This is a genomic window from Opitutales bacterium (assembly GCA_013215165.1).
In the GTDB taxonomy this organism is placed as follows: Bacteria; Verrucomicrobiota; Verrucomicrobiia; order Opitutales; family JABSRG01; genus JABSRG01.
In genome coordinates, this window is record JABSRG010000012.1 from 15,000 (window position 1) to 40,003 (window position 25,004).

Consider the following 25,004-nt stretch of genomic DNA (forward strand, 5'->3'; position numbering starts at 1 on the left):
TGAGCATGCATATTGATTTAGCACTGTCCGATTGGGACAACTACGCTCTTCTCGACACGGGCAATAGAGAGAAGTTGGAACGATTTGGAGAGTATATCTTAGTCAGGAGTGAGCCCAAAGCTTGGTGGAAACCCTCTCTTCCAAAAAAGAATTGGGAGGCAGCACATGCCCGATTCGACGAAGACACGAACAAATGGTTGCGTAAGAAAGGATGCCCTGCCTCTTGGTGGATTTCCTACCGAGGCGTGCGGTTTGAGGTAAAACTCACCGGAGGCTCCAAGCACGTGGGCGTGTTTCCAGAACAGGCTCCGCATTGGGACTTTATCCATCAGCAGATAGCCTCGGGCCATGTGAAATCGGTACTCAACCTGTTTGGGTACACAGGTGCTGCGAGCTTAATCGCTGCGAAATCGGGGGCCCAGGTGACGCACTGCGATGCTTCGAAACCGGTAATAGCGTGGGGTAGGAGTAATCAGGAGGCCTCCGGTATGGGAGACCTACCTGTGCGTTGGATTTTGGATGACGCACTAAAGTTTGTTCAACGCGAGGTGCGCCGAGGCCGTCAATACGATGCCGTTCTCCTAGATCCACCCTCGTTCGGACGGGGTCCTAAAAACGAGCTTTGGAAGGTAGAGCAGGGAATCATTGAGTTGTTAGAAACTTGCCGTCAAGTGATGGGGCCATCGCCAAAGATGATGCTCTTAACTATGTATAACTTAGAGGCATCTTCGCTGATGCTGCATCATCTTTTGGCACGCCTGTTTGGCCAGCGTAAGGGCTCTATTGAGGTCGGTGAGCTGGTGTTGAAGCAAAGCAGCGATGGTCTACTCTTGCCCTTGTCTCTGTATGGGCGTTGGACGGCAGATCCATGAACCTGGATTATACGATCTATTGCATAATCTGGGTTGCATAACGGTTTTTTAGTGCACCTGCGCGCTAAAAAATAAAAAAGGCCACGACCGGGGGGATCGTGACCTTTTTTGGTGTGCAGAGGAGGGAGGAAATTATTGCTTATGGGCTTGGATGTTGAGGACGATGTCGACTTCGTTACCGACCACACCTTGACCGTAAGTGATACCGAAATCACGGCGGTCGATTGTTGCGGAAGCCTCCCAGCCTGAGATGATTTTTCCACCACGGCCTTCACCTGTTCCGAGGAACTCTGTCTCCAGCACGACTTCTTTTGTGGTATTTAGGAGGGTAAGGTTGCCAGTGATTTTGAATGTGCTGTCGCCTGTTGCTTCCCAACTGGTGGATTCAAAAGTAGCCTCGGGAAATTCGGGAGTATTGAAGAAATCAGCATTTTGGAGGTGCTCGTCGCGATCTTCGTTATTGGTGTCAACAGAAGTCGGTTTGATGGTCGCTACTGCCTTCGATTTGTCGATGTGCTCACCATCAAAATGAATTTCCCCTTCGAATTCGCCGAAAGAACCGGGGACTTTGTTAAAAAAGTGGCGGATCTTGAAGGTAACGCCGGAGTGAACGGTATCGATTTTCCATACAGGAAGCTTTTCCCCATGACCTGCGGCATGAAGGCTAAAAGCTGTGGTGAGTGTGCTGAGTGCAAGGAATGATATCAGTTTTTTCATAGTGTGGTTGATGAAGTTTAGAAACTATTGGGTAATGATCGATAGCAACTAACTGGCTTAAAAAACGTCACGTAAGACTTCTTTTTTACCTTCGTTCGCAAGCATGAAGAGTCGCCCTTCATCTTCCCACACGCGATAGTTGCGATTCCGGTCCGAGTGGTAAAATGGCATCTGAGTTCGCATCTCAGCATCGAGTGCAACGGGATCTGCGGTGTAGAGGTGGACCATGCCTTTTTCGGTATAAAAGCAGATCATACTAATAGACTCGCCATCGAATGAAGTCTGTAGGCAGCCCATGGTCGGCGCGCCGTTCAAGTATTTGGGAAGATCCGTCATTTTGGGATGCGGGGCACCCTGAGTATCTAGATAAGAGACTAGCGTTGCTGCGTCATTGGAGTTTTTGTCAAAACCCGAGAATGCAGTGTAATGATCGGTCAGATAGCTGAGTAGCGCCGGGGTATGAGCAGCGGCGACTCGATTTGAGGCTGTTCCAGGTTGAGGGGCCCAGCGCATCAGGCTTCCGACAGCAAGGATGACTACCATGGCTGCAGCAAGCCCGAGCCATTTGTTAGCGGCCCAGAAACTACGTTGGGTCGTATCTACTTTATTCAGTGCCGCAGTTTCTGCTCTATGAGTGGCGCCAGCACGCATCCCGGCAAGTATGGTTACACGTAGATCTGCGGGAGGTTCGATGCTTTGCACTTTGCTTTGAAAGAGCTGATCAAAGGCTACTTCTGATCGGTGCCATGCGCGCAGCTCATCGCTTTGCTTGAGCATTGCGAGTGCGTCGACGAACACGGGATCATCATGATCTTCGTCGCCGGGGCGATAGGATTGGAGAATGAACTTGGCTTCTTCGATGTTCATGGGGAATGGGGATTATGCCGTTTCGGCGCGGGGTTCTGCTAGGATCGCTTTGAGCTGGTTTTTTCCTCGGGATATACGGGACATTACCGTGCCGATCGGAACGGCTAAGATTTCAGCGATTTCTTTGTAGGAATTATTTTTAAGGTAGAAGAGCATCAGCGGTGTTCGGTAGACGTCGTCGACCTCTTGAAGAGCTTCGACTGCGGTGTTGCCGTCTACTGCGCGGAGCACTTCCGGCTGTGTGGCAGGGGCTGTGCGTTCGAGCACGTCATCTTCAGTATTTTCCATGCGATCGTCCTTTCGCTTGGTGCGTAGAAACTCTCGATAGAGCGTGGTAAAGAGCCAAGATTTGACCTTGGATTTATCCCTGAGCTGGTCGCCTTTTTCTGCGTAGATGTAGAAGGTCTGCTGTGTCAGGTCTCCGGCTCCGTCTTCGGATTTTGCTAAGCTGTATCCGAAGCGATAAAGCGGAGCATAGAATTCGTTTACTATCTCGTCGAAAGTCACTTTGTAAAAGAAATTGGGTTTTCTGAGAACATGGAGTGGTAGTCTTAGAGGCTTATTCCCGATCCCATTTAGAAAAGCATATTTTCACTGTAGTGCATTCTAAGCAAACTTGGTCGCTTGTGGGCGGCGCTTTGTGGCCACTAGCCCAAATTACTGCCGAAACCTAAATAATCAGCATCGCATCACCATAACTGAAGAAGCGATATTTCTTGGAAATGGCTTCGGCGTAGATTGTCTTTAACCAATCTACACCGTCGATGCTTTGAGGGGTGAGAAAGGCCGCCACCAGACCAAATAGTGTTGAGCGCGGGAGGTGAAAATTTGTGATGAGTTGGTCGACACCCAGATAGTTAAAAGGGGGAATGATAAATAAATCAGCGTCTCGAGAAAAAGAGCCCTCAGCCAAATCTGCGGGAGCATGCCTCAGAGCGTCCTCGACGGTGCGCACGCTAGTTGTGCCGATGGCAAGGCGCTTGCCTGTGCTATTCCGAAGAGCCGCGATGGTAGAGCCTTCGATCCAATAGCGTTCACGGTGGATCTTGTGATCTTCAATATTTTCCGATTTTACCGGTCGGAAGGTGCCCAGCCCAACTCTCAATGTGAGGTCGTGGAATCTGTGGCCCGCAGATGAGAGGGCATCATTGATTTCCTGGGTAAAATGAAGTCCGGCAGTTGGAGCAGCTGCAGCGATTTTCTTGTTTGGGTCCGCATATGTTGTCTGGTAGCGCGTATCGTCATCAGCTTCAGGTCCCTCTCGCTGAATGTAAGGGGGGAGTGGCAACTCTCCGCAGGTGTCGGCGATGGCGACCACGTCATTTAAGCCTTGAGGATAAAAGTGCACCCAGGCTGTTCCTGATTCGTCGGACTTCTCCAATACTTCTGCCGTGTAGACACCTTCTTGCCTAAATCGAGTTCCGGGAGGGAGTTTGCGGCCCGGTTTGAGAAGGCATTCCCATACAAGAGGAGCGTCATCCTTGGGCTCGAGCAACACGCACTCTACCTTGCCACCCGTTTCACGCTTACCATAGATCCGTGCGCGGAGGACAGTGGCATTGTTACGGAAGATCTGGAGATTCGACGGGCCGAGAATCTGGGGAAGTTCTGAGAAGGCGTGGTGGGAAATCCTTTGAGAGCTGCGATCGACTACCAAAAGTTTCGATTGATCGCGTTGAGCTGCGGGCTTTTGCGCGATCAGTTCGTCGGGTAGAGCGAAATCATAGGCGTCCGTCTTCATCTAAATCAGGCGAAGAAGATGGCGATCGCGGTGATGTTATCTGGACCGCCGCGAATGTTTCCTTCCTCGATCAGAGAACGGATCAGGGGCTCTGGCTTAGTTGCTTCGGCGAGAGAATCTTCAATTTCGGCAATTTCGAACACTTTGTCGACGCCATCACTGCACAGGAACAGGCGATCTCCTTCGTTGATTGCTTGATGCCCGAGATCGACTTCGACTTGCTCTTTCTGACCCAGGCATCGAGTCAGCGTATGGGCGAAATATTCTGGAATGAATGTCTCTTCACCAGGACGAAGCGAGTCGCGCACTTCTTGAGCCATCGTGTGATCTTTAGTTAATTTTCGCAGGGCTCCGCGTCGATAGAGGTAGAGCGATGTATCTCCCACATGTGCGAAGATGATGTCTTTTTCGCGAACCATCATGGTGGTCAGGGTGGTGCCGATACCCACTTCCTCGCTGACTTTGTTTCCTTCGCGATAGACAGCAGAGTTTGCCGAACGCACAGCTTGATGCATATCCAAGAGAGACTCGATTCGTTTACCTTTGGCGTCTTCCAAGATAGATGCGACCGCTGTCTGACTCGCTAAGTCTCCTCCGGGCAGGCCACCGAGTCCGTCCGCCACTGCAAATACCTTGAGATTTGCATCGAGCAAAAAAGCGTCATCGTTCTTTTGTCTGCTGCGTCCGATATCTGTGAGTCCGAATGCGGTGAACTGCATAAACAATTAAGCTACAGCGCCTTGGGATATCAGCAAGGATAAGTGCCGTGATAAGTGTTTCTCGAAAGTCGCTTGCATCAGCCAGGAGGCCAAGTCATGGGTCTTCCTCCGAGCACGTGCACATGCAGGTGGGGCACGGTCTCACCTGCGTCGGGTCCGTTATTGATCACCGTGCGAAAGCCGTTTTCTAGCCCGAGCTCGCGTGCCACGTTTCCAGCTGTCAGGAGTAAGTGGCCCAAGGTGGCTTGGTCTTCAACCGTCGCGGCCCCGACTCGTGGGATGGGTTTACGCGGAACAACCAATATGTGGGTTGGTGCTTGGGGGGCGATATCATGAAAGGCGATGCATACATCGTCCTCATAAACGAGTTTCGCCGGAATCTCTTTGTCGGCGATTTTCTGGAAAAGGGTTTTGTCAGCCATAAGGTCTAAACAAACAGAATGTTTAGTTTGGTGCTATGGGTTTTATAGCACAGGGCAAGCTCTTCGACATAGCTCACTGCCTGTTGATAGCGCTCTTTCTTTGATTTCGTAAAATAGCGACCTTGTGGGCAAATCGCCTCTTTAAGACCGACAACAATGAGCGTCGCATCAAGATATCCGGCGATTTGCTTGAGTTGGCTGACGATATGATAGCGAATCCAGAGAGGGTCGTAGGGCCGATCACGCATGTCCCAGACCGCCACACCGTGGTGCTGACTCTGGCTTTCTAAGTGCAGATCGATCAACTTGCGCACTTCTACGTCAAAGGGACGCTCTTCTCTTTTTAGTCCCAGACCGGGGCGATCTTGAGCATATCGCAGAGCCGCCGATATCTGCTCAGCGTTGTAATTGTCGCCTCCGCTAGCGGCCGTGAAAAGGGAGTGGATGGTGGAAAGCTTCTCGAGATCTTGTGACGCATTCATGACGGCGCATAAGTTTGGGCATTTTCGTTTCTAGTTGTTCCGAATCAGCCTCGGATCAATCGAGGGCTAGGTGTGAAGCTGAGAAATCTCCCGCTCTAAGTCGGTTATCTCTCGGAAATCTTTGTATACAATAGCGAAACGGACATATGCAATCTTATCTATCCGCTTCAGGTAAGTCATGATCTTCTCAGCGATGGCCTTACTTGGGATCTCGAGAACAAACTCATTGTGAAGCTGCTCCGTAATCTCAGCGACCATCAGGTCGATTTGCTCAGCATCGACTTGAGTCTTCTCCGTCGCCTTCATGATGGAGGCGCGGAGTTTATCCGTTGAGAAGTCTTGGCTGGTTCGGTCGCTTTTGCGGACTGGCAAATCCTGGGCCTCGATGGCCTCGAGCGTTGAAAAGCGGTGGTCACAATTCAGGCATTGCCGACGCCGTTTGATGGTCAGGCCATTCTTAGCCATTCTGGAGTCGATGACCTTGTTCTCATTTTTGCCGCAGCGAGGACAACGCATGGTGAAGAGGTGCGGTAGTTTGAGCTAGAGAGACAAAAAATTCCGGAGCATTTGTTTCCCTTGCTCTGTAGCATAGGATTCCGGGTGAAACTGAAGCCCGTGTATGGGCATCGATTTATGTTGGACCGCCATGATGGTTCCGTCTTCAGACTCGGCCGTAATATCTAGACAATCTGGACAGCTGGGCCGTTCGATAATGAGCGAATGATAACGGGTAGCCGTTACCGGATCCGGAATGCCTGAGAATAGGCCTGTGCCCTGGTGGGAAATGGACGAGGTCTTTCCGTGCATAAGGCTTTTCGCGCGAATGATGTTTCCACCAAAATGGTGCCCAATGCTCTGGTGCCCCAGACAGATTCCAAGAATCGGGCGATGGCCGGCGAATTTGGCTATGATCTCTAGGCTTACCCCAGCCTCGATGGGGGAGCAAGGGCCAGGTGAGATGAGGATACGCTCGGGGTTGAGGTCCCAGGCTTGTTTAGCGGTAAGCGCGTCATTGCGCACGACTTTCTGCTCCACACCCATCTCTCCAAAGTATTGGACCAGGTTGTAGGTGAATGAATCGAAGTTATCGATGACGAGGAGCATAGCTTACAACTCCATGTTATATTGATCCTGTGCGCAATTCCGTAATCAGGATGCCCGATTTTGAGGAAGCAATTATTCTGACCTAGATTTTTAAACAAAAAAAAGCCCACCAGCGTTTTGCCGATGAGCTCTAAGAAATCTTTGTGAAGTGTCTTATGCCTTGCGCCGGCGGAAATATATGACACCCAAGCCAAGGATACTAGCAAACAGTGCGTAAGTAGATGGCTCAGGTATAGCTGTCGCAGTCACCTCAAAATTCCCAATTCGAAGGTCTTGGTTACCATCACCTGAATCGCCCATAATGCTATACTCATATATGAAACCGACAGCGTCCACCTGTGAGAACGTGATAGAAGAAGCGCCACTATAACTTCTAAATTCAGTAGTAAGCAGAGAATCTCCGGAAGACCCAAGGTTTACCCAAGTTTCAGCACTAAAATCTAAGCTTAATGTGTCTTCGCTGGTGACAGCTGTCGTGGATACATGGTAGTTGCCTCCATCGCGGACAAGGGCGCGCAAGTTTGCATTCGCTGATGAGCCGTCGAGTCGGACTATATCAATTTGGTAGGAGTCAAGACTAACGCCCCCAGCAGTTGATGAGAGCCAATTTTCTGATTCCACCACAAAAGCAGCACGCGTTGAGAAGAGGACTCCACCTGTATCGACGCGGTTTACGAATGTGTTGTTAGCCCCAGCACTTGAGTTCTGGAGAGTCCTTATTTCTGGAACACTAGGCAATGAAGTATCGGATGCATAACTACCTGAGGCACCACCGATCATAAGAGGAGCTGTCCCTGCGGGGCTATTTCCAACTCCAATGACAGTAGTTGAACTAAAGCCCGTATCAAACGTGGATACCCCAGAACCGACCGTCCACCCTCCTAACGGGTTATCATTAATGAAGAAAGAGCCGCTCCCATTGGGTTCCGTGTCGAAGTCGACAATCGTTGTTTGCGCGACGAGGGATACAGCCGATGCTGAAAGACAAAAGATTTTGGTGAGGTGATTCATATCATTTATTCGGTTTTAAACTGCCACGATACGTGAGATGACTTAACTATGGCGTGACTACCTAATGTTAATCAACACAGGCCAAATCGAACCAGTTCGATTTCCTGTGGACAAGGAGGCCGCGATTTCATAACTAAGATCATGAAACCAACAACGCCGCGCAGCACTAAGGCGGTAACTCTCGCTGACGTCGCTCAGGCTGCAGGGGTGTCTAAGTCGACCGCATCACTTGCCCTGCGGGACGATGCACGTGTTAAGTCGATCACAAAAGATCTCATACGCTCGGTAGCTGACAAATTGGGTTATGTCAGAGATCCGGCAATGAGTCGTTTCTCACGCTATCGCTGGGAGGGCAGTCGGCGATCGCGCGAAACAATTGTTTATTTAGCTCACTACCCAGATAAGAAAGAACGCTACCCTTGGCTTTTTCCTGCGGCTGATTCAATGGCCCGGGAACTAGGCTACACATTAGAGTATGTTGAATTGTCGGAATATCCCTCACCCAGCCGACTGAGTGACATGCTGTTCCATCGCGGCGTGCGCGGTGTATTCCTCGCACCGATTCTTCCGGGATCAGAAATCCCCGAGATGTCATGGTCGCGCTTCTCTGTTGTTGCTTCCGATGAGGGACACGCAGATCTGCCTTTTCACTCGGTGCGGCCAAATTATCGGAGCGCCTTGCGTCGTTGCTGGGAATATCTGTTAGCTCAAGGTTGCAAGCGCCCGGGCTTTGCTCTCTTGCAAGAAGACCTGAGTCCCAAGGTATCTACCCTCGCGGGAGAATTTCTCTTTCTCCAAGAACAGTTTCTACAGGCAGAAGAGATCGTTCCGGTTTTATATGGAAAGGACTTAGACAAAACTGACATAAAAGTTCGTTTGAACGATTGGATCAGGCTTTATGAGCCAGATGCCATCATCGGATTTAATGACGCCGTGTATTGGGCCCTTGAATCTCTCGACTGGAAACATCTCTCGACCCATAGAGCCTTTGCTTCTGTAATGAGCTCTGAGGGCATTAACTCAGTCAAAATAACGGGCACTAGCTTTCCACGTCACTTACTTGGAGGCTCAGCAATTAGGCTCCTTGATGGAATGATTCAAAATGGCGAACAGGGTATTCCAGAGTATCCAGCCAGGCATTTAGTAGCGCCCGAATGGATCAATGGTGCTACTGAATCTTAAAAATTCCTATCATGATGACGATGATACCTCGGCGGTTTGTCTGAATTTCTGTTACTTTGACAAAACCGAAATTTGGGCAGACTTATTCAAACCGTTGTGTGTTTGATGAGTTCATAAAAATATTCGCCAATCGCATCCACCTCCATGAAAGGAATACTGTTTATCCTCATAGCTTGGCTCTTGACGCTCTTAACCTGTTTGGAGGGTTCTGGAGTCAGAACTTGGACCTCGGCAGATGGTCGCGAGATTAGAGGATCTACAGCGGGTAAAGTAGGGGGTCAGAGTGTGCGATTACTCATGACAGACGGGCGCATATTTACCATCCCGTTATCGCGACTTAGCTTTAAAGACCAGAAATACGTCGAGCAGTGGGAGCCTGGTCTTTTGAGAACGCCCACGATAGAAGAGGCTGTCTATACGATACGAAACGTTGGGTCTGCGGGTACGGGATTTCTCATGCAGATGGATGGCCTGAGCTATTTGGTGACGAACCAGCATGTGATCCAAGGTGCTCGTCGAGAGGACCTTGAGGTGGTAAATAGTAAACTAGATCAGTTGCCTCTCGGACCTTTAGAAGTCGTTCCTGAACTGGATCTCGCACGCATTTTGGTTCCCCGAGATTCTGGACTTTTGGCCCATCCAAATCCTCGGATTCGTGAGCGGATTAGCGCCTATGGTAATAGTGCTGGAGCAGACGTGGTCACGTCAAACCCAGGGTCTATTCTTGGACTCGGAGCTACCCAGGTGGAGGTGGACGCAGAGATTGTCCCCGGCAACAGTGGAGGTCCCATTGCTACAGAAGACGGGAAGGTGGTGGGTGTGGCATCCTATCTTATGCGTACTCGGTCACAACGGGTCGACTGGACTAATCAGGACACCCGTTACAGTGAAACGCGGCGCTTCGGTTTACGCGTGTATGCGGAGTTTCCTTGGCAGGAGGTCGATTGGGCCCTTTACGCAGAAAGTGGTAAGGAACTAGACAGTCTTTTGAGGGATTTTTCAGGATGGTTCGCTGTTGCTGTACCTGCGGTTTCAAGACCTCTAGATCCTATTGAGTTACCAGACGCGGCCTCATCTTATGTGCGCGACTTCGTAGATGTTCAGAATGACAATGCAGCGCGGTTGGAGAATCGGCTCAATGATCGAGTCAGTCCGAATGATTTGAGTCGAATCAACCGTTTTGAGCGTAGAAAAATAAAGGATATCTATGTTAAAGAAGGAGAATCCATGGAGCGTGTGCTCAGCCGATTTAACCAAACGGAACGTCGGTACTGGAACGGGTTTTATCAAGCCCAGGTCGATCGGGTGGAAGCGGAGTTGGAAGAATGGATGCAGTTCGTAACATGGAGTTCCGAAAACCGTGATCTATTCAGGTTTTTCGATTGATCAGCTGCTCTCGACTAAGCCGGCAGTACAATAGAGCTCGTTTAGCACTTCGAGAATCTTGTGAATGTCATCACGCACGATTCGATAATATACGCTTTGGCGGACCTTGCGCGTACGAACGAAATCGTCTTCGCGGAGCCTGGCCAGATGTTGCGACAACGCTGATGGGCTTAGATGGACGCGCTCTAGGAGCTCAGCTACGGAAAGTTCACCTTCTTTAGCCAAATGGCATAATATGCGTAATCGCTGACGATTACTAAGGAGAGTCAAGGTTTGAGCGGCCCTGGCTACATTTGAATCGCCAAGGTAACTGTCTTCGAGAAGCGCTGTTAAGTCACAGCGCCTTTCTGCTGAAACCTCATTCATTTTACGATTGAAACGTGGGGTAACATTCATGGTCAAACCTAATGTTATGACGGTTAGGTAATTAAGCAATCACTTGAAAACCACGTTCGCTGGACTTCTTTCTCCGTGAGTGCACGCATTTTATCATGACGACTATTTCCTGCCCTTGCCGGAAGGCCACCCATTCCCGATGGAGAAGTTTGCGGATGCTTTTCGATTGCTTGAAAATCGGTTGCAGCTAGCTGCGCCACGTGTGCTCGAGCGAAAAGACTTAGAGCGTGTTCACGAGGCCAAGTATCTTGATGCTGTGTCTCACGACGATGTTGCGGGTCCACCTCAAGGCCTGACTGTATATGAGCGTAACCGCCTGGGGCTTCCCGCCCATAAAAAGCTCCTGGCACGTTCAATTCTCGAGACTGCGGGGACGGTCTCGGCGACCTTGGCAGCTCTCGAAGATGGAACCGCTACCAACCTCGCCGGTGGAACGCATCACGCTTTTCCAGATCGAGGATTGGGCTACTGTGTCCTGAACGATGTGGCTGTTGCCATCGAATACCTCCGTGCGCATTCCATACTGCCTCAGCAGATTCTTGTGGTTGATACCGATGCCCATCAGGGAAATGGCACACACGCTATCTACCGAGGTGATGCGAACGTTTTCACCTATTCAATCCATGTGGGCCGTAACTATCCAACGAAAAAGGAGCCGGGCGACCTGGACGTTCCTCTCGAGCGGTTCGTGGACGGCGAGGTCTATCTGAATGTCCTGGGTGAAACATTGCCGCCCGTCTTTGCAGAGCTAGAGCCCGACCTGGTATTTTGGATTAGCGGTGCCGATTGCCATGTTGACGATCGTTTTGGCCAGATGAGACTGACTACTGAGCAGATGGCGGTACGTGACCGCTTTGTGGCGGGTCTTTGCCACCAATTCGCGTGTGCGACCGTCATTCTTTTTGGCGGGGGATACAACAAAACCCCAGGAGCTACCGGCATGCTTCACGCGCAGAGTGTGCGTGCGTTTCTTTGACAAGCTATGCAGTGAGATCAAAAGCATCATCGACGGATTCGAGCATCTGGGTAAGTGTTTTGTGGCAGTGTTGTTGAATTTCAGAGAACGCAGCGTCATGAATAAGATTAGTCTGCTCGTATGGATCTGTATTGAGGTCAAATAGCATAAAGGGCTGACGAGGCAGGCAGACATATTTCCAGCGATCTCGTGTTACAACAGCCCTCCAAGGAGAGGTGATATTCTGTTGCCTGGGCAGCGAGTGGAATTGCTGTAAGAGAACTGCATCTGGATTAGGCACTTCAGACATAAAAGCCGGGTCGCTAATGGCACGTCCGTAGTCGTTGCCAGTGAGCGTCTCGGGGATATCTATACCGCACAGGCCGAGTGATGTAGGTAGAATATCTACGTGGTTAAGCGGTCGTTTTCCAATCCAATGGGATCCATTGCTGATAGCTTTGGATCCACTGACATGTCCGATGATGAAGGGTATGTGTGCCGACTCTTCATGGGGGAGCACTTTACCGGACTTTCCGTGACTCTCGGCCATTTCGCCGTGGTCTGAGAAGAATACGATCCATGTGTCGCGGTCTAAGTTCATCTCTCGCAATGCTCTAGACAGGCGGCCTACATTGTGGTCGATACGTTCGACAGCTTGATAATAAGGCGCGAGCTTTTGACGGGCTCTCTGCATTCGATCTGATTGGTTCGGGACATTCGGATTAAGCTTAACACTCGTTGGGCCAATACCTCGTCCGCCAGGAGTATGTGGAGGATACACGAAGGGTGGATGAGGCGGTTGGACTGAGAGGCACGCAAAGAAGGGTGTATAGGCATCAGTGTCTTGTGTATGCTCAGAGAGGTGATCGATAAGCCGGTCGGTAAGGGCATCTGTCTCGTAAGTTTCCAGGCGTTCAAAACCTTCAATATCGCTTCCGTGAACGTAGCACTCATCATTGTTGTTATTGTTCTCATAGCCTTGCCACCAATCAAAGTCGCCGCGGCGATCTTCAGCTACGTAATGATTGCGCTGGTTCGATCCATCGACGTGCCATTTACCGCAATATGCAGTGTGATAACCTGCTTGGTTAAAGTGTGTTGCGGCGGTGGGCAGATTCGGATCGAGAGCAGACGGTGTGCGTGTGACGCCCGTTTGATGTGGATAGCGGCCGGACAAAAGAGCGGCCCGAAAGGGGGTGCACCAGGGTGTGCCGCTATAGGCGTTTTGGAAGCGCACACCCTTTGTGGCCAGGTTATCAAGATGCGGCGTGTGAAGGTTTGGATTACCGCAGCATGACAAAGCGTCGTGGCGCATTTGGTCCACTAGGATCCAGATGATGTTTGGCTTGTCTTTGCGCTTCGGGAGGTCGAGGACTTGATTCATTTTATAACGTTATATCACTGAAGTATCTGGGTGAACTCTTTGCGATGGAAAATCGTTTCCAAATCTCGATTGCCCGAGTAGTTTTTCAGGATGGCAATCTCGATTAAAGATATCGCGGAGCGGGCAGGAGTCGCGCCATCGACTGTCACTAAAGCGTTGTGTGGCTATCGGGGGGTATCAGAGAGAACGCGCCATCGCGTGCAGTCTGCCGCATACGATTTAGGTTATAAGCCGAACGCCTTATTGTCGGCTTGGATGAGTCGCGTGAGAAAGGCAGACCGTTCTGAGCTACAGTCTGTGCTTGGCGTGCTGGTCGCGGTTCCATTTCGGAGTAGTTGGTTGGACCCGCAGTCGAAGAATGCATTTCGCAGTGGAGTGTATGAGCGTTGCAGCAAATTGGGCTGGACTGTCGATCTCTTACCCTACGCCGATGTTCGCGAACTTGAGAATCAGCTTAGAGTGGCTAAGAGTCGAGGGGTTCAGGCGCTGCTTTTTACCCAAGTGCCAGAGTCACTAGAGTGCTTGAAAATAGACGATCGATTGCTCGCACCCTTTTCATTGATGGCATTGGGAATGAGCCTGAAAGAGCCTCAGATTCATCGGGTGAGCCCAGACCACTATGGAGTCCTGAGAGCATTGATGGCGGCGCACATCAAACCTAATATGGGGCCTGTTGGCCTTATCGTAGATGGCGAACAAGATCGTCGGCTTAATCGAGTTTGGTCCTCATCCTACCGTGGTTGGGAATTCCCGACAGGGACGACGACGGTTCCAGTTTTTGAATTGGGAACGGATTTTGACAACGATGCAAGGCGGCTGCTTCGGTGGCAGGATCAATATCGGTGTCGGGCGATACTGTCGACTCATGGGCGTGCTTCTCGGCTGTTAATAAACAGTGGGCTACAAGACTGCACCATCATACGAGTTGATGAGGATTCGGGCGGCGGTCTGGGATCGGTCTCCACACGTCATGCCGAAGGGGGAGAGGCTGCGGTAGAATGGATGATTGGCAATCTCTTGCGCGGTGAATTGGGGATACCGGAATCTCCCCGAACGGTTCTTGTGCAAGGGCCTACGAACTTACCCCTAGCTTAAATGCCTCATGAGCAGCGCGGACCGCTTCGTCGGCACGATCGAGGGCGATGCCTACTGAGATTTTGATCTCTGAGGTGCTGATGAGTTGGATGCTAATGCCTGCATTGGCCAAGGCGTCAAAGAAGGTCGCAGCGACACCGCTGTGTGACTTCATTCCGATGCCGACGACCGAAATCTTGGCAATGTCTGAGGCAGAAAACTCAAGCTCGGGGGCGTCAGAGAAGGTCGCTTTAACTGCCTTCTCTGCCCGATAGACATCTTCTTGTGGCACCGTGAAGGTCATATTTGCCAGGCCACCGCGTCCCACATTCTGGACGATCATATCTACGATGATGCCTTCGGCGGCAATAGATTGAAATAGGGTAGCCGCTGTTCCAGCCCGATCAGGCAGATGTGCCACGGTAATTTTGGCCTGCTTTTTATCAATTGCTACGCCGCTGACGACGACGTCTTCCATGGATGCGATTTCCTGTTTCACGATAGTTCCTGGATTGTTGTTGAAGCTCGAGCGCACTTCAAAGGGGACTTGAAATTTTTGGGCAAACTCGACGGCGCGCGACTGCATGACCTTTGTGCCGCTACTGGCCATTTCGAGGAGTTCTTCGTAAGCGATCTCCTGTAATTTGCGCGCACTTGGAACGATGCGTGGATCGGCTGTGTAAATGCCATCCACGTCGGTATAAATCTGACACAGGTCTGCATCGAGTGCTCCAGCGATCGCGATTGCTGAGAGATCAGAGCCCCCACGGCCCAGGGTGGTGATTTGGCCGTCGCCATTCGTACCTTGGAAACCTGCCAAGATGACCACCTTACCCTCAGCGAGTCGTTCTCTGATGTCACCTCCGGTGATATCGATTATGCGCGCGCGGGTGTGAAATGGGTCAGTTAAAATCCCAGCTTGTGCTCCTGTGCGTGATACTGCTGGGACATCAATCGCGTGCAGAGCCATGGCGGTCAAGGCGATGGTCTCTTGCTCACCCACGGTGAGCAACATGTCCATTTCACGCTCTTCGGGATGGGCATTGATCGCGCTGGCGCGCAAAATGAGTTCGTTGGTGACTCCTGAGCGAGCTGAGACGACAACGACCACTTCGTTGCCTTGTTCCCAGCAAGCTTTCACTCGCTTTGCGACGTTCTTAATGCGTTCGACGTCGCCGACGGAAGTGCCTCCGTATTTCTGTACGATGCGTGCCATGGAAAATATTAGGATCGCAGGGGTTAGTAGCTGCGGGCAAACACGATTTTCTTTTCAGCAGGTTGGCCTGAGAAAATGCAATTGCCGGGTGTATCGTTTTCAGAAAGTGGAATGCAGCGAGCAGTCACTTTTAAGTCTCTCTGTAATTGGTCAGCGAGCGCATCATTCATATTGCAGTGAGCGATAACAAAGCCGGCGTCGTCTTGTTGGAAGGCAGTGTAAAAGGCCTCGCGCGATTCGACAATCTGGGTGTGGTCGTCGCGAAATGATTTGGCCCGATTGAACAAGCTTTGCTGGATATCTTCCAACGTCGCGACGATGCCTTGGACAAAAGCGTCACGATCTTCACCGTATTTTTCTTTGGGACCGCGATCACGTCGCCCCACAAACACAGCGTTTTTCTCCAAATCGCGGGGGCCCACTTCAACGCGTATAGGAATGCCTCTTTTGATCCATCCCCAAGCTTTTTCGCCACCGCGCATGTCGCGCGTGTCGAGTTCCACGCGTACAGGTTGGCCGAGGTAGGTTTGCTGGCTTAGGTCGTCGGCGAGTTTCTGGCAATAGGCGTTGACCGATTCAGCCATGTTTGGCTTGGGGATAATGGGGATGATTGCCACATGAGCCGGCGCAATGCGAGGTGGGCAGACCAGACCGTCATCGTCTGAATGCGCCATGACCATCCCACCGATCAAGCGGGTGCTTACGCCCCAGCTGGTGGTCCAGGCATATGCTTCGGTGCTGTCGGCGCTGAGGTATTTGATATCGCTCCCCTTGGCGAAATTTTGCCCAAGGAAGTGGGACGTGCCCGCCTGAAGGGCTTTACGGTCCTGCATCATTGCTTCGATGGTATAGGTTTCTACTGCTCCAGGAAATTTCTCGTCCTCGGTCTTTTTGCCAAAAACTACGGGCATTGCCAGGTAGTCTTCGACGAAGCGCACGTAGACATCGAGCATCTGTAATGTTTCCTCCTCAGCCTCCGCCGCTGTAGCGTGGGCGGTGTGGCCTTCTTGCCAGAGAAACTCGGCAGTCCGTAGGAACAGGCGTGTGCGCATTTCCCAACGAACGACATTGGCCCACTGGTTGATCTTCAGTGGCAGGTCGCGATAGCTCTGGACCCAGCGGGAGAAGGACTCGCCGATGATCGTTTCAGAAGTGGGGCGCACAATGAGCGGTTCTTCCAGCTCTCCTGCGGGAACAAGTTTGCCGGTGCCATCGTCCTCAAGGCGAGAATGGGTGATGACCGCGCATTCCTTAGCAAAACCGTCGACGTGCTCAGCCTCTTTTTCGAGGAAGCTCTTAGGAATGAAAATGGGGAAGTAGGCATTCCGATGGCCCGTGCGCTTAAAATCGGCATCGAGGATGGCCTGGATATTTTCCCAAATGGCGTATCCCCAAGGCTTGATCACCATGCAGCCGCGTACCGGAGACGTTTCGGCGAGTTCGGCAGCCTTGATGACTTGCTGGTACCACTCGGGGTAGTCTTCCGAGCGCGTGGGGGAGATCGCGTGTTGTTGAGCCTTGGCCATGGAATTGAGTGCAAAAATAAGATTCGTGAGGAGAACCAAGCCCGGGATCAAACATTTGTTGCCCAGCTTTTCACGATGAGATGTTGGAAAGCCAACGGGTAAGGAAGCTACAATACGGGTTTGCCGCGCAGGATCGTCTGTTCCAACCAGCGATCATCCCAGCCGAAAATGACGTAACCCAGCGGGTCACGAGCAGTCAGCCAATCCGGGTGGGGCTGTATGACAACGAGATCTGCATCAGCGCCTTCGTGGATAATTCCCGCTGAATTCCACCCGAGGCGCTCCGCGTTCCCTTGGGTTATCTGCCACCAGGCTTCTAGAGAGGGGGCTGGTTCAGCGTCGACGTGAAAGGAGGCTTCCATCATGGCCCGGGCGACGCGAATCATCGATTTATCGGGTCCGCCTGCGATGTCACTCGCAAGAGATGTGGCTAGACCGATGGTCTCGTAGTGACGGCGGTTCATGGTGCCAGAACGGAGGAAGGTGTTCGACGTGGGGCAGTGCGCGATCACGGAGCCGCTGGCTGCCAAGCGGGCTTGCTCGGAATCGCTCAGATAGATGCCGTGACCAAAAAAACTGCGCGGTCCCAATAAGCCTGCTTGTTCGTAAATGGCTGTGTAGTCGGAGGCCTGATGCCGTTCACAGGCCAGAACACACTCGGGTTCCATTTCGGCGAGGTGGGTTTCCAGATAGGCGCCCGTGTCGGTTACCAGCACACCACATGCTTCAAGGAGTTCGCTGGAACACGTGAGGGCGAAGCGAGGTGCGATTGCAGCGGCAACGCGGGAAGTGGAGGATTCGGGAAACTTTTCTATGGTTGTACGGGCGTCATCCATATTTTCCTGAACCGATTTGATCAGAGCGTCGTGGATGTGCATGTCCGTCAGGGGTTGACCGATTTTAGCACGAAAGCCGCGCTCTTTACTCCGTTCTAATGCAGCGAGGGTCGCCTCGCGGAAGTTTGCCGAAAAAGCAAAGAATCCCGTGGTGCCGACAGAGATAAGTTGATCGAGAAGGGTGTCTGTGCGCTTTGCAGCATGGTCAGGATCTGCCCAATTTGCCTCCGCGGGAAAGACGACTTGTTCGAGCCAGTCGAGAAGCTGCATCCCGTAGGCTCCCATGGCATCCACCTGCGGTAGGTGCAGATGCGTATCTATGAAACCGGGACTGATGAGTGACTCGGGCCCACCCAGGTCTGGATTGGGATGGTCATCACCAATTTCGACGCGTACAACGATAGGGCCGTCCCATTCAATCCATCCTTTTTGAATGGTGATCGTGTTGTCGCCTGAGAGGTCGGGCAGAACCAAATAGCCACTTGCAATCACGCGTGGTGGGTTTGATTTTTTAATTCCCGTCTTTTAGCAATAGATCTGCCGCGATGGGGACTCCGTGTTTCGCGATCGTCCCGATAGATGATCCGCTCTTTGCGCACCATGTTTGGGTAGTTCAGGCCAAGAGCCGCAACCACCATGACCCCCACACCAAACATCCCAAAAACCAGCAGCTTACTCTCAGGGCGAAAGCCCAAATACTCACTGGCTATTTGATTAGCGGAGAGTGCGAGAACTGCGAAAAAAAGAAGAGCTGTCGGTGCAAACACTCGATAGGCGTCGCGCGACATTTTGAATCTGAAGCGTTTTTGGAGCTGAACTCGCCATAGCGTCCAGGCCAGTGTGATAAGCAATAGGGCACCCGCATAAGGTAGAGCCCCTGTTTGTCTTTCTAAAAGAGTTGAAAAGAGAAAACCCGTAGCCAGCGCTAGTGCAAAGGCTGCTAAAGCCATGTGGAGAAAATAGGCTGCTACTTTGATCTGGCTCATTTTTTGAGAGGGGAGATTTAAAAATACGTAAGAACTAATTTCTCAATCTGGCAACATCATCCTGAAGAGATTCATCGCTGGTATCGCTCTGACCCTCAATCAGTGCATAGACTTCTCCCAAAAGGTATAAAGATCCAGTCACCAAGACTGTCGCTGCAAGAGCCGGACCCAAATTACATCGATTTTTGAAAAATATATCATCAATCCTGAGTTGGCGCACCGGAATGCTGCTCTCCCAAAGATGACTGACTTCTTCCCAAGAAGAGGCTCGGGGCTGATTAGGAACCACCCAAATGAGTTCCTTTGAATAGCGCGAAAGGATATCTAAAATCACCGCAGCGCGATCCACTCCCAAAATACCGACGACCACCGTCAATTTGCTACACGCTAAGTTTTTGAGGTTTTCTTCAAGTCCTCTAGCGCCCTCCGCATTATGTGTTGCGTCGATGATTAGATGGGTGCCGTCTTTCAGCCGAGTCTCATGCCAGCGACCTTTCCATTGGATTTGATTCAAGGCCTTGTCCATGGCCTCAGGCTTTACCAGCTCCGGATAAAGATGGCTTACGATCCCGGCTGCCAGCCGCGCATTGTCGGCCTGGTAAGAACCCTGGAGATTGGTATCTCGAGCAGGGAAATCTGCTGCATAATAAACGGGTGCTCCGCGTTCTTGGGCTATCGTCTCGATAACCTTGCGCGGTCCTAAATCGATATTGCCCAGGAAGACGGGAATGCCTGGCTTGATGATACCGGCTTTCTCAGCGGCTATTTTCTCCACCGTGTCACCGAGTATCTGTGTATGATCCAGACCGATTGAAGTGATGGCGGTAACGGCGGGGTGGACTACATTCGTGGCATCCAGTCGTCCGCCTAATCCGACTTCAATGAGTGCGACATCGACTTCTTTCTGGGCGAAATGCAAAAACGCCGCCGCTGTCATAAACTCAAAAAAAGACGGGTATAAATCCGGGTCCTCCTCTTTCAAGGTCTCCGCTACCGTAGTCAGTGTTCGTATTTTTTCGACGATGGCTTCGTTCGGTATAAACTGACGATCTACCTGAATGCGTTCGTTGAGCCTGATGAGGTGAGGAGAGGTATACAGGCCCGTGCGTAAACCCATCTCGCGGCAAAGTGCCTCTAGCATCGCGCAGGTGGAACCCTTGCCATTGGTCCCCGCTACGTGAATGACAGGGTAGCTGCGTTCGGGATGATCAATCAGCGCAGCTAAGCGTTCCATACGCTCGATCCCGTAGGTTTTCCCGGTATTGCGTAGACCAAATAGGAAATTGCGGACTTCAGCGTAAGAATCCAGTGGGGGATGAGGAGCGTGCCCCATGGTCATTGCTTTTGGATCCTAGGCGCTCTCGCGAGCGGCGGGGTGCATACTCTTTAGGAAAGAACTAAGACGCTTTCGCATGTCTCGGCGATCAACGATCTGGTCGATCAGGCCATGCTCAAGGAGGAATTCAGAAGTCTGAAATCCCTTGGGCAAGTCCTGCTTGGTGGTGTCCTTAATCACCCGTGGTCCGGCGAAACCGATGAGAGCACCCGGCTCGGCGATGATAAGATCGCCCAAGGACGCGAAGCTTGCCGTTACACCACCGGTAGTCGGGTGTGTTAGGACGGAAATAAAAGGTAAATGAGCTTTGCTCAGCCGCGCAAGAGCGGCGCTCGTTTTAGCCATTTGCATGAGGCTAAAAATCCCCTCCTGCATGCGTGCTCCGCCGGATGCTGAGACAATGATGACGGCACGTTTTTCTTCGACTGCACGCTCAATGGCCCGGGTAATTTTCTCGCCCACCACAGATCCCATGCTGGCTCCGGCGAATCGAAAATCCATCACAGCAATCGAGACAGGTATGCCTTCGATAGTCCCTGAACCAGAGATCATAGCATCCGCTAGGCCAGACTTTTTCCTGTAACGATCGAGGCGTTCTTTGTAGGCCTGAGTGTCCACAAACTCTAGAGAGTCGACCGCGGTCAGTCCGGTGTCTTTTTCCTCGAAGCTCCCTTCATCTAGAAGCAGGTCGATGCGATCAGGTGCTGTGAGCGCGAAATGATAGCCGCTCTTTGCGACGACCATGTGGTTCTCCTTCAACTCCTTGTTGTATACGATCTCACCACTCTTCGGACACTTAGTCCAAAGACCCTTAGGGATATCTTTCTTTTTTACAGCGACGGTCGAATACTGCGGTTTCTTGAAGATTGCCATGGGTGATTAACATGTTGGGAACCGCAGTGAAATAAAGAAAATTAGAGTCAGATGACGCTATCCGCTGCGATAATCGCGCGGAGAGCTTCCTGAGTGTTTCTTAAAGCTCTTTGAGAAGTGAAATGCATCTCCAAATCCGCAGCGTTCAGCGATTTCACTCACGCGCAGTTGAGTGGACTCCAGAAGCTCCCTCGCATGCTCCAGGCGGCAGAAGTTGCGGTAGTGTATGGGACTGATGCTGAATGCCTTGCTAAAGGCATCGCAGAAACGGCTCTCTGACATGCCTGCCTGTGCTGCATAATCGGCGAGATTTCGTGTGCTCAAGCAATGGGCTTCAATAGAGCTACGAGCAGTCAACAGGCGCTCGGGTGCGGCATGGCCCATGCTTACCCCTCGGGAGACCTGAGAAAGCCAGCCGCGCAGTAGGCTGGATAGCGCTAGATTGGGGCCCTCAGTGTATAGATCGAGCTCGCGCATCATTAGGTTCAACCATGGCGTGGGGTCCATCTGCTCTCCGACATGAATGGGCTGGTCAATTGGTAAGTGGTAGGCGTTTGCCAGCGATTCAGGAAGGCTGCCCGATGCGCGTAGCCATGAGTGGTGTAGTTTCGCGTCTTTTGCCTGATATCCTGAGAGGGATTTAGGAGAAAAAATGACAAGTGTTCCGGCCGGTTCTACTGAATTTAAGCCATTAATCGTCAACTCAGTCGCTTCATGGAAATACATGATTCTCCAGGCAGAAATTCTTTGAAATTCAAAAAATGGAGACTCCAATGGATGGCGTATCGCCAGGTGCTGAACTCCAAAAGCATTCTCGCTCCTATTTTCAGGGACAAATATACGCATCTAAAAGATAGAAAGAAATCACATGTTTTAGGCAATATGAACCATGGCGAATTTTAGGTGTGTACAGCTATACTATTCCCATGAAGCGCCCCAAGATTCTACTCCTTTACACAGATCAACAACGCTGGGATACCATTCGCGCTGGGGGTTTTGACTGGATGCATACGCCTAACCTCGATCGTCTAGCGGCTCAAGGAACCCTATTTAACCACTGCTATGTCAATTGCCCGGTCTGCATGCCCAGCCGCATGAGCATGCTGAGTGGTCTCTACTCCTCGGCTTTTTCCCAACCTATCAATGGGGTCGAGATGCCCGACGGTATTCGTGTTGCTCCCAATTACCTCAAGCCCTATGGTTACCACACTGCGAACATTGGGAAGCTACATTTCATCAATCATGCTAGCTTCGACCGCGATCACTCTCAGCCCTACCCGGACTATGGTTTCGATACCGCTATCATCTCGGACGAGCCCGGATGCTACGATGATGCCTACATTCGCTGGGTGAGAGAACAGGCGCCTGAGGAGGTAGATAATTGCCGCATAAATACGCCGCCGGCGTGGACGGGCAAGAAAATCGATCACCATCCCCGGCACGCGCGTTTTCCTTACGCATTTAAGGGGCCCGAGCATTTGACGCACTCCGCATTTGTTGCAGAGGAAACTGCCCACTATATTGAAGAACAGGCGAGTCGCCCGTGGTTTTGTATTAGTGGATTCTACGCTCCGCACTGCCCCTTCAATCCACCCGCGCGCTTCCTCGATATTTACAAAAACGCCGATCTGCCCATCCCTCAGATGACTCATGCAGACGCCGAGCGCTACAACCTATCGCTTGAGGAATGGCACAATATTCGGGCTCACTACTTTGCTCTCGTTTCGCACCTTGACGATCAGCTTGGAGTCATCTTCGAAGCTCTCGACCGGGCCGGAGTGGCCGAGGATACTGCCATTGTCTTCACTTCGGACCATGGAGAACATATGGGCGATCATGGACGCACCGGAAAGAGTGCCGCCTTCGATTCTGCTTCCCGCGTCCCCCTTATCATGTCCTTACCCAAGTGGATGGATGGCCCACGTGGTCAGATATGCGATGGCATCGTCGAGGCCGTAGACATCCTACCGACAATCCTCGACCTCTGCGCTGTCGAAGTGCCATCCACGCTACACGGGCGTTCCTTTCGAGACGCACTTCACGGTCGTTCATTCGCTTTCCGTGATTCTGCCTACATCGAGCAAGGCCATAGTTTGAAAGGGGACTATTACCGCGCGCTCCGCACCCGGGAGCACCTCTACGAAATCCGCAACGATGGCACCGAGAGCCTCTACATCGTTTCCGACGACCCGGCTCAAATCAACGATCGCGCCTCGGATCCCTCCTGCGCTGACCGCCTTCATCTTCTACGTAAAAAACTCCTCGATCGGACCTTCGATCTACTCCCAAAGACCCCACAGCGAACGGGCGAATATTGAGGCGCGAGGTGGGGTCAGATAAATTTACACCAACACGTGACCTTTTATGGTAAATCGTAGTCGTGTTCTTAATCGAGATCCGGGAGGGCATGAGCACAATCGCAGAATTATCTGCGTCTGGTCTCAAAACCGACCGATAGCTCGTGATCATCCGAACAGTCAGTCACTAGTTCGTATAAACCATAGTCAGGCCATTCGACGGAGTAAATCCAAGTGCCTCATAAAAGGGCCCCACAGCTTCTCGGCATTTTAGAAATACCTGCTCCACCTCATTCGTCATTTCGAGGAGTTTTTGGACGATTTCTTTGCCGATCCCTTGCTTCCGATGCGCTTCGTCTACGATGATGTCGTCCAACAAAGCCCGATAGGCATAGTCCGAAATTGCCCGGCCAAAGCCTATAAGCTTTCCATCCAGCCGAACCGTCACAAAGAGATCGCAATGAGCCAGCATGTTGGCGATACTGACGAGCTCTCGTTCATTAGCCCAGCTTGTCTGCTTAAAGAGAGTTTTGAGTTCATCCGGTATGGGTGGTGATTGAGTCTGATATTCGAAATCAACTCTAGGCATCTGGCCTTCCGTGTCATCCCAGATCAAGATCAACTATCTTGATAGATTGAATTTTCAGCTCATGCCGCTGAGCAGTCCAATTGTTTTATACCGTCCTCTGTCTGTAGATGCTCACTTTAACGCCTTTTGAATAGCAACTGTGATCGGGAGCACACTCAGGGGGTTCAAACCCATTGAGCGTGAAGAGCTGGGTCGAAAACTTGGATATGTCCACGTTTTCGATGGCATAGGGTGCATGAGACACCTGTCCAGTTAGGAGCTGTCCATCCTTTTCCCGGTATGCAAAGAGACGATAGCGCTCGACGAGGAAATGGTCGAGACTCTCATCGGTCGCCAGGCGTGCGCTGCCTTGGCCGCGATAGGAGAACTCTTGTTGGGAATTATCCCCACGTTGTGATTGAAAGTGGATAGAACCGTCCACACTGTGCGCTGCTTGCATCTGTGCGTAATGGTATGGCAGGTGGAAGCAGCGCTGTGCGATCCAGACAGCGATACGTTGGCAAGCATCCAGCGAAAAAAACCAAACCCCAGGCCGCCCCTCTGCGTCGCGCACATAAGTCCTCAGGTTGAGTTCAACGAAATTAGACAGCCCTGGCACAGCAAAAAGCCCACGAGGGCGCACCCGAAGCATCCGAAATGGCACCACGCCGATATACGCCTTTCCCTTATAGAGATCGACACTCAGGCCTTCCGGCAGGCGTGCCTGAATCGCGTCGGCATCCCATTCCCAATGCAGAAACAATAGATCCTCCCACCGCTGATACATCACGGGAGTCCCGCGGTTAGCGTAGTTTAGATCCGATCTCATATTTCCATACTTAGCGGAATCAAAAGTGTGTGCAAATCTGTGTTATATGAACTATTCAAAACATTATGCTACTGAAAACAGGCGATAGGGCATCAACCTTGTATCAAAGAACGCAGTAACGGCCACCTTGGGGCGCTGCCCCGAGCGCGGCGACAGGATAAACCCGCGGTTCCCGAGGCTCCGCTCCTTCTTCGTCAAGGCTTTGAAGGATTGTGCGCCCGCCGC

At 51.6% G+C, this 25,004-nt stretch carries 27 protein-coding genes; 6 read left to right on the forward strand and 21 right to left on the reverse strand.

All coding sequences use genetic code 11. The features are described 5' to 3' along the window. Positions 1-5 precede the first annotated feature (5 nt). Positions 6-872, forward strand: coding sequence for a class I SAM-dependent methyltransferase (locus HRU10_03735; GenBank protein NRA26343.1), 867 nt, complete (start codon positions 6-8; stop codon positions 870-872). A gap of 132 nt (positions 873-1,004) precedes the next feature. On the opposite strand, the gene HRU10_03740 is transcribed toward HRU10_03735, so the two are convergent. The 10 genes from HRU10_03740 to HRU10_03785 form a co-directional block, all read right to left on the reverse strand. Continuing rightward, positions 1,005-1,589, reverse strand: coding sequence for a YceI family protein (locus tag HRU10_03740; GenBank protein ID NRA26344.1), 585 nt, complete (start codon positions 1,587-1,589; stop codon positions 1,005-1,007). A 57-nt stretch (positions 1,590-1,646) separates the two neighbouring features. Then, positions 1,647-2,456 (reverse strand): anti-sigma factor, encoded by an 810-nt coding sequence (locus tag HRU10_03745; protein ID NRA26345.1) that lies wholly within the window; start codon positions 2,454-2,456, stop codon positions 1,647-1,649. Between the two features lie 12 nt (positions 2,457-2,468). After that, positions 2,469-2,963, reverse strand: a complete 495-nt coding sequence (locus HRU10_03750) for a sigma-70 family RNA polymerase sigma factor (protein NRA26346.1) — start codon at positions 2,961-2,963, stop codon at positions 2,469-2,471. Between the two features lie 163 nt (positions 2,964-3,126). Continuing rightward, positions 3,127-4,197, reverse strand: coding sequence for a tRNA preQ1(34) S-adenosylmethionine ribosyltransferase-isomerase QueA (gene queA / locus HRU10_03755; protein ID NRA26347.1), 1,071 nt, complete (start codon positions 4,195-4,197; stop codon positions 3,127-3,129). A 5-nt stretch (positions 4,198-4,202) separates the two neighbouring features. Then, complete coding sequence (locus tag HRU10_03760; protein ID NRA26348.1) at positions 4,203-4,916, reverse strand: serine/threonine-protein phosphatase; 714 nt, start codon at positions 4,914-4,916, stop codon at positions 4,203-4,205. Between the two features lie 77 nt (positions 4,917-4,993). Continuing rightward, on the reverse strand, positions 4,994-5,338 hold the full coding sequence (locus HRU10_03765) for a histidine triad nucleotide-binding protein (GenBank protein ID NRA26349.1): 345 nt from the start codon (positions 5,336-5,338) through the stop codon (positions 4,994-4,996). A 5-nt stretch (positions 5,339-5,343) separates the two neighbouring features. Next, positions 5,344-5,820 (reverse strand): hypothetical protein, encoded by a 477-nt coding sequence (locus tag HRU10_03770; GenBank protein NRA26350.1) that lies wholly within the window; start codon positions 5,818-5,820, stop codon positions 5,344-5,346. A 66-nt stretch (positions 5,821-5,886) separates the two neighbouring features. Next, on the reverse strand, positions 5,887-6,336 hold the full coding sequence (gene nrdR / locus HRU10_03775; protein NRA26351.1) for a transcriptional repressor NrdR: 450 nt from the start codon (positions 6,334-6,336) through the stop codon (positions 5,887-5,889). A 24-nt stretch (positions 6,337-6,360) separates the two neighbouring features. Beyond that, positions 6,361-6,924, reverse strand: a complete 564-nt coding sequence (locus HRU10_03780) for an aminodeoxychorismate/anthranilate synthase component II (protein ID NRA26352.1) — start codon at positions 6,922-6,924, stop codon at positions 6,361-6,363. A 153-nt stretch (positions 6,925-7,077) separates the two neighbouring features. Continuing rightward, positions 7,078-7,935, reverse strand: coding sequence for a PEP-CTERM sorting domain-containing protein (locus HRU10_03785; GenBank protein NRA26353.1), 858 nt, complete (start codon positions 7,933-7,935; stop codon positions 7,078-7,080). Between the two features lie 141 nt (positions 7,936-8,076). On the opposite strand from HRU10_03785, the gene HRU10_03790 reads away from it, so the two are divergent. Further along, positions 8,077-9,117 carry a LacI family DNA-binding transcriptional regulator gene (locus HRU10_03790; protein ID NRA26354.1) on the forward strand — a complete coding sequence of 347 codons (1,041 nt, stop codon included), beginning with the start codon at positions 8,077-8,079 and terminating at the stop codon, positions 9,115-9,117. 144 nt (positions 9,118-9,261) lie between these two features. Further along, positions 9,262-10,503 (forward strand): trypsin-like peptidase domain-containing protein, encoded by a 1,242-nt coding sequence (locus tag HRU10_03795; protein ID NRA26355.1) that lies wholly within the window; start codon positions 9,262-9,264, stop codon positions 10,501-10,503. On the opposite strand, the gene HRU10_03800 is transcribed toward HRU10_03795, so the two are convergent. Next, complete coding sequence (locus HRU10_03800; GenBank protein ID NRA26356.1) at positions 10,504-10,869, reverse strand: winged helix-turn-helix transcriptional regulator; 366 nt, start codon at positions 10,867-10,869, stop codon at positions 10,504-10,506. Positions 10,870-10,978: 109 nt separating this feature from the next. Between HRU10_03800 and HRU10_03805 the strand changes: the two genes are divergently transcribed. Then, entirely contained in the window at positions 10,979-11,875 is an 897-nt protein-coding gene (locus HRU10_03805) for a histone deacetylase (GenBank protein NRA26357.1), read from the forward strand. A gap of 4 nt (positions 11,876-11,879) precedes the next feature. On the opposite strand, the gene HRU10_03810 is transcribed toward HRU10_03805, so the two are convergent. Continuing rightward, positions 11,880-13,238: a sulfatase-like hydrolase/transferase gene (locus HRU10_03810; protein NRA26358.1), complete on the reverse strand. Its 1,359-nt coding sequence runs from the start codon at positions 13,236-13,238 to the stop codon at positions 11,880-11,882. 90 nt (positions 13,239-13,328) lie between these two features. Here HRU10_03810 and HRU10_03815 point away from each other — a divergent pair, with 90 nt between their 5' ends. Next, complete coding sequence (locus HRU10_03815; protein ID NRA26359.1) at positions 13,329-14,333, forward strand: LacI family DNA-binding transcriptional regulator; 1,005 nt, start codon at positions 13,329-13,331, stop codon at positions 14,331-14,333. Here the strand turns inward: HRU10_03815 and HRU10_03820 are convergent. The 7 genes from HRU10_03820 to HRU10_03850 all read right to left on the reverse strand — a co-directional run bounded on the left by HRU10_03820 (position 14,311) and on the right by HRU10_03850 (position 21,931). Next, positions 14,311-15,528: an aspartate kinase gene (locus HRU10_03820; protein ID NRA26360.1), complete on the reverse strand. Its 1,218-nt coding sequence runs from the start codon at positions 15,526-15,528 to the stop codon at positions 14,311-14,313. The two genes, HRU10_03815 and HRU10_03820, sit on opposite strands and share 23 nt — an antisense overlap. A 23-nt stretch (positions 15,529-15,551) precedes the next feature. Further along, positions 15,552-17,054 (reverse strand): proline--tRNA ligase, encoded by a 1,503-nt coding sequence (locus tag HRU10_03825; GenBank protein NRA26361.1) that lies wholly within the window; start codon positions 17,052-17,054, stop codon positions 15,552-15,554. A 107-nt stretch (positions 17,055-17,161) separates the two neighbouring features. Then, a complete protein-coding gene (locus HRU10_03830) occupies positions 17,162-18,382 on the reverse strand; it encodes an amidohydrolase family protein (GenBank protein NRA26362.1) in 1,221 nt (406 codons plus the stop codon). Next, positions 18,379-18,876, reverse strand: a complete 498-nt coding sequence (locus HRU10_03835; protein NRA26363.1) for a hypothetical protein — start codon at positions 18,874-18,876, stop codon at positions 18,379-18,381. The genes HRU10_03830 and HRU10_03835 overlap by 4 nt, the downstream gene beginning before the upstream one ends. 34 nt (positions 18,877-18,910) lie before the next feature. Further along, positions 18,911-20,209, reverse strand: coding sequence for a bifunctional folylpolyglutamate synthase/dihydrofolate synthase (locus tag HRU10_03840; GenBank protein ID NRA26364.1), 1,299 nt, complete (start codon positions 20,207-20,209; stop codon positions 18,911-18,913). 18 nt (positions 20,210-20,227) lie between these two features. Next, positions 20,228-21,085, reverse strand: a complete 858-nt coding sequence (locus HRU10_03845) for an acetyl-CoA carboxylase carboxyltransferase subunit beta (GenBank protein ID NRA26365.1) — start codon at positions 21,083-21,085, stop codon at positions 20,228-20,230. Positions 21,086-21,142: 57 nt separating this feature from the next. Further along, positions 21,143-21,931, reverse strand: coding sequence for a helix-turn-helix transcriptional regulator (locus HRU10_03850; protein NRA26366.1), 789 nt, complete (start codon positions 21,929-21,931; stop codon positions 21,143-21,145). Positions 21,932-22,011: 80 nt separating this feature from the next. Between HRU10_03850 and HRU10_03855 the strand changes: the two genes are divergently transcribed. After that, the gene (locus tag HRU10_03855) at positions 22,012-23,403 is read left to right on the forward strand and encodes a sulfatase-like hydrolase/transferase (GenBank protein ID NRA26367.1); all 1,392 of its coding nucleotides are present in this window, start codon (positions 22,012-22,014) and stop codon (positions 23,401-23,403) included. A gap of 166 nt (positions 23,404-23,569) precedes the next feature. On the opposite strand, the gene HRU10_03860 is transcribed toward HRU10_03855, so the two are convergent. Together HRU10_03860 and HRU10_03865 are read right to left on the reverse strand one after the other, a co-directional pair. Beyond that, entirely contained in the window at positions 23,570-23,971 is a 402-nt protein-coding gene (locus tag HRU10_03860) for a GNAT family N-acetyltransferase (protein ID NRA26368.1), read from the reverse strand. A gap of 85 nt (positions 23,972-24,056) precedes the next feature. Next, positions 24,057-24,779 carry a DUF2071 domain-containing protein gene (locus tag HRU10_03865; GenBank protein NRA26369.1) on the reverse strand — a complete coding sequence of 241 codons (723 nt, stop codon included), beginning with the start codon at positions 24,777-24,779 and terminating at the stop codon, positions 24,057-24,059. Between the last annotated feature and the right edge of the window lie 225 nt (positions 24,780-25,004).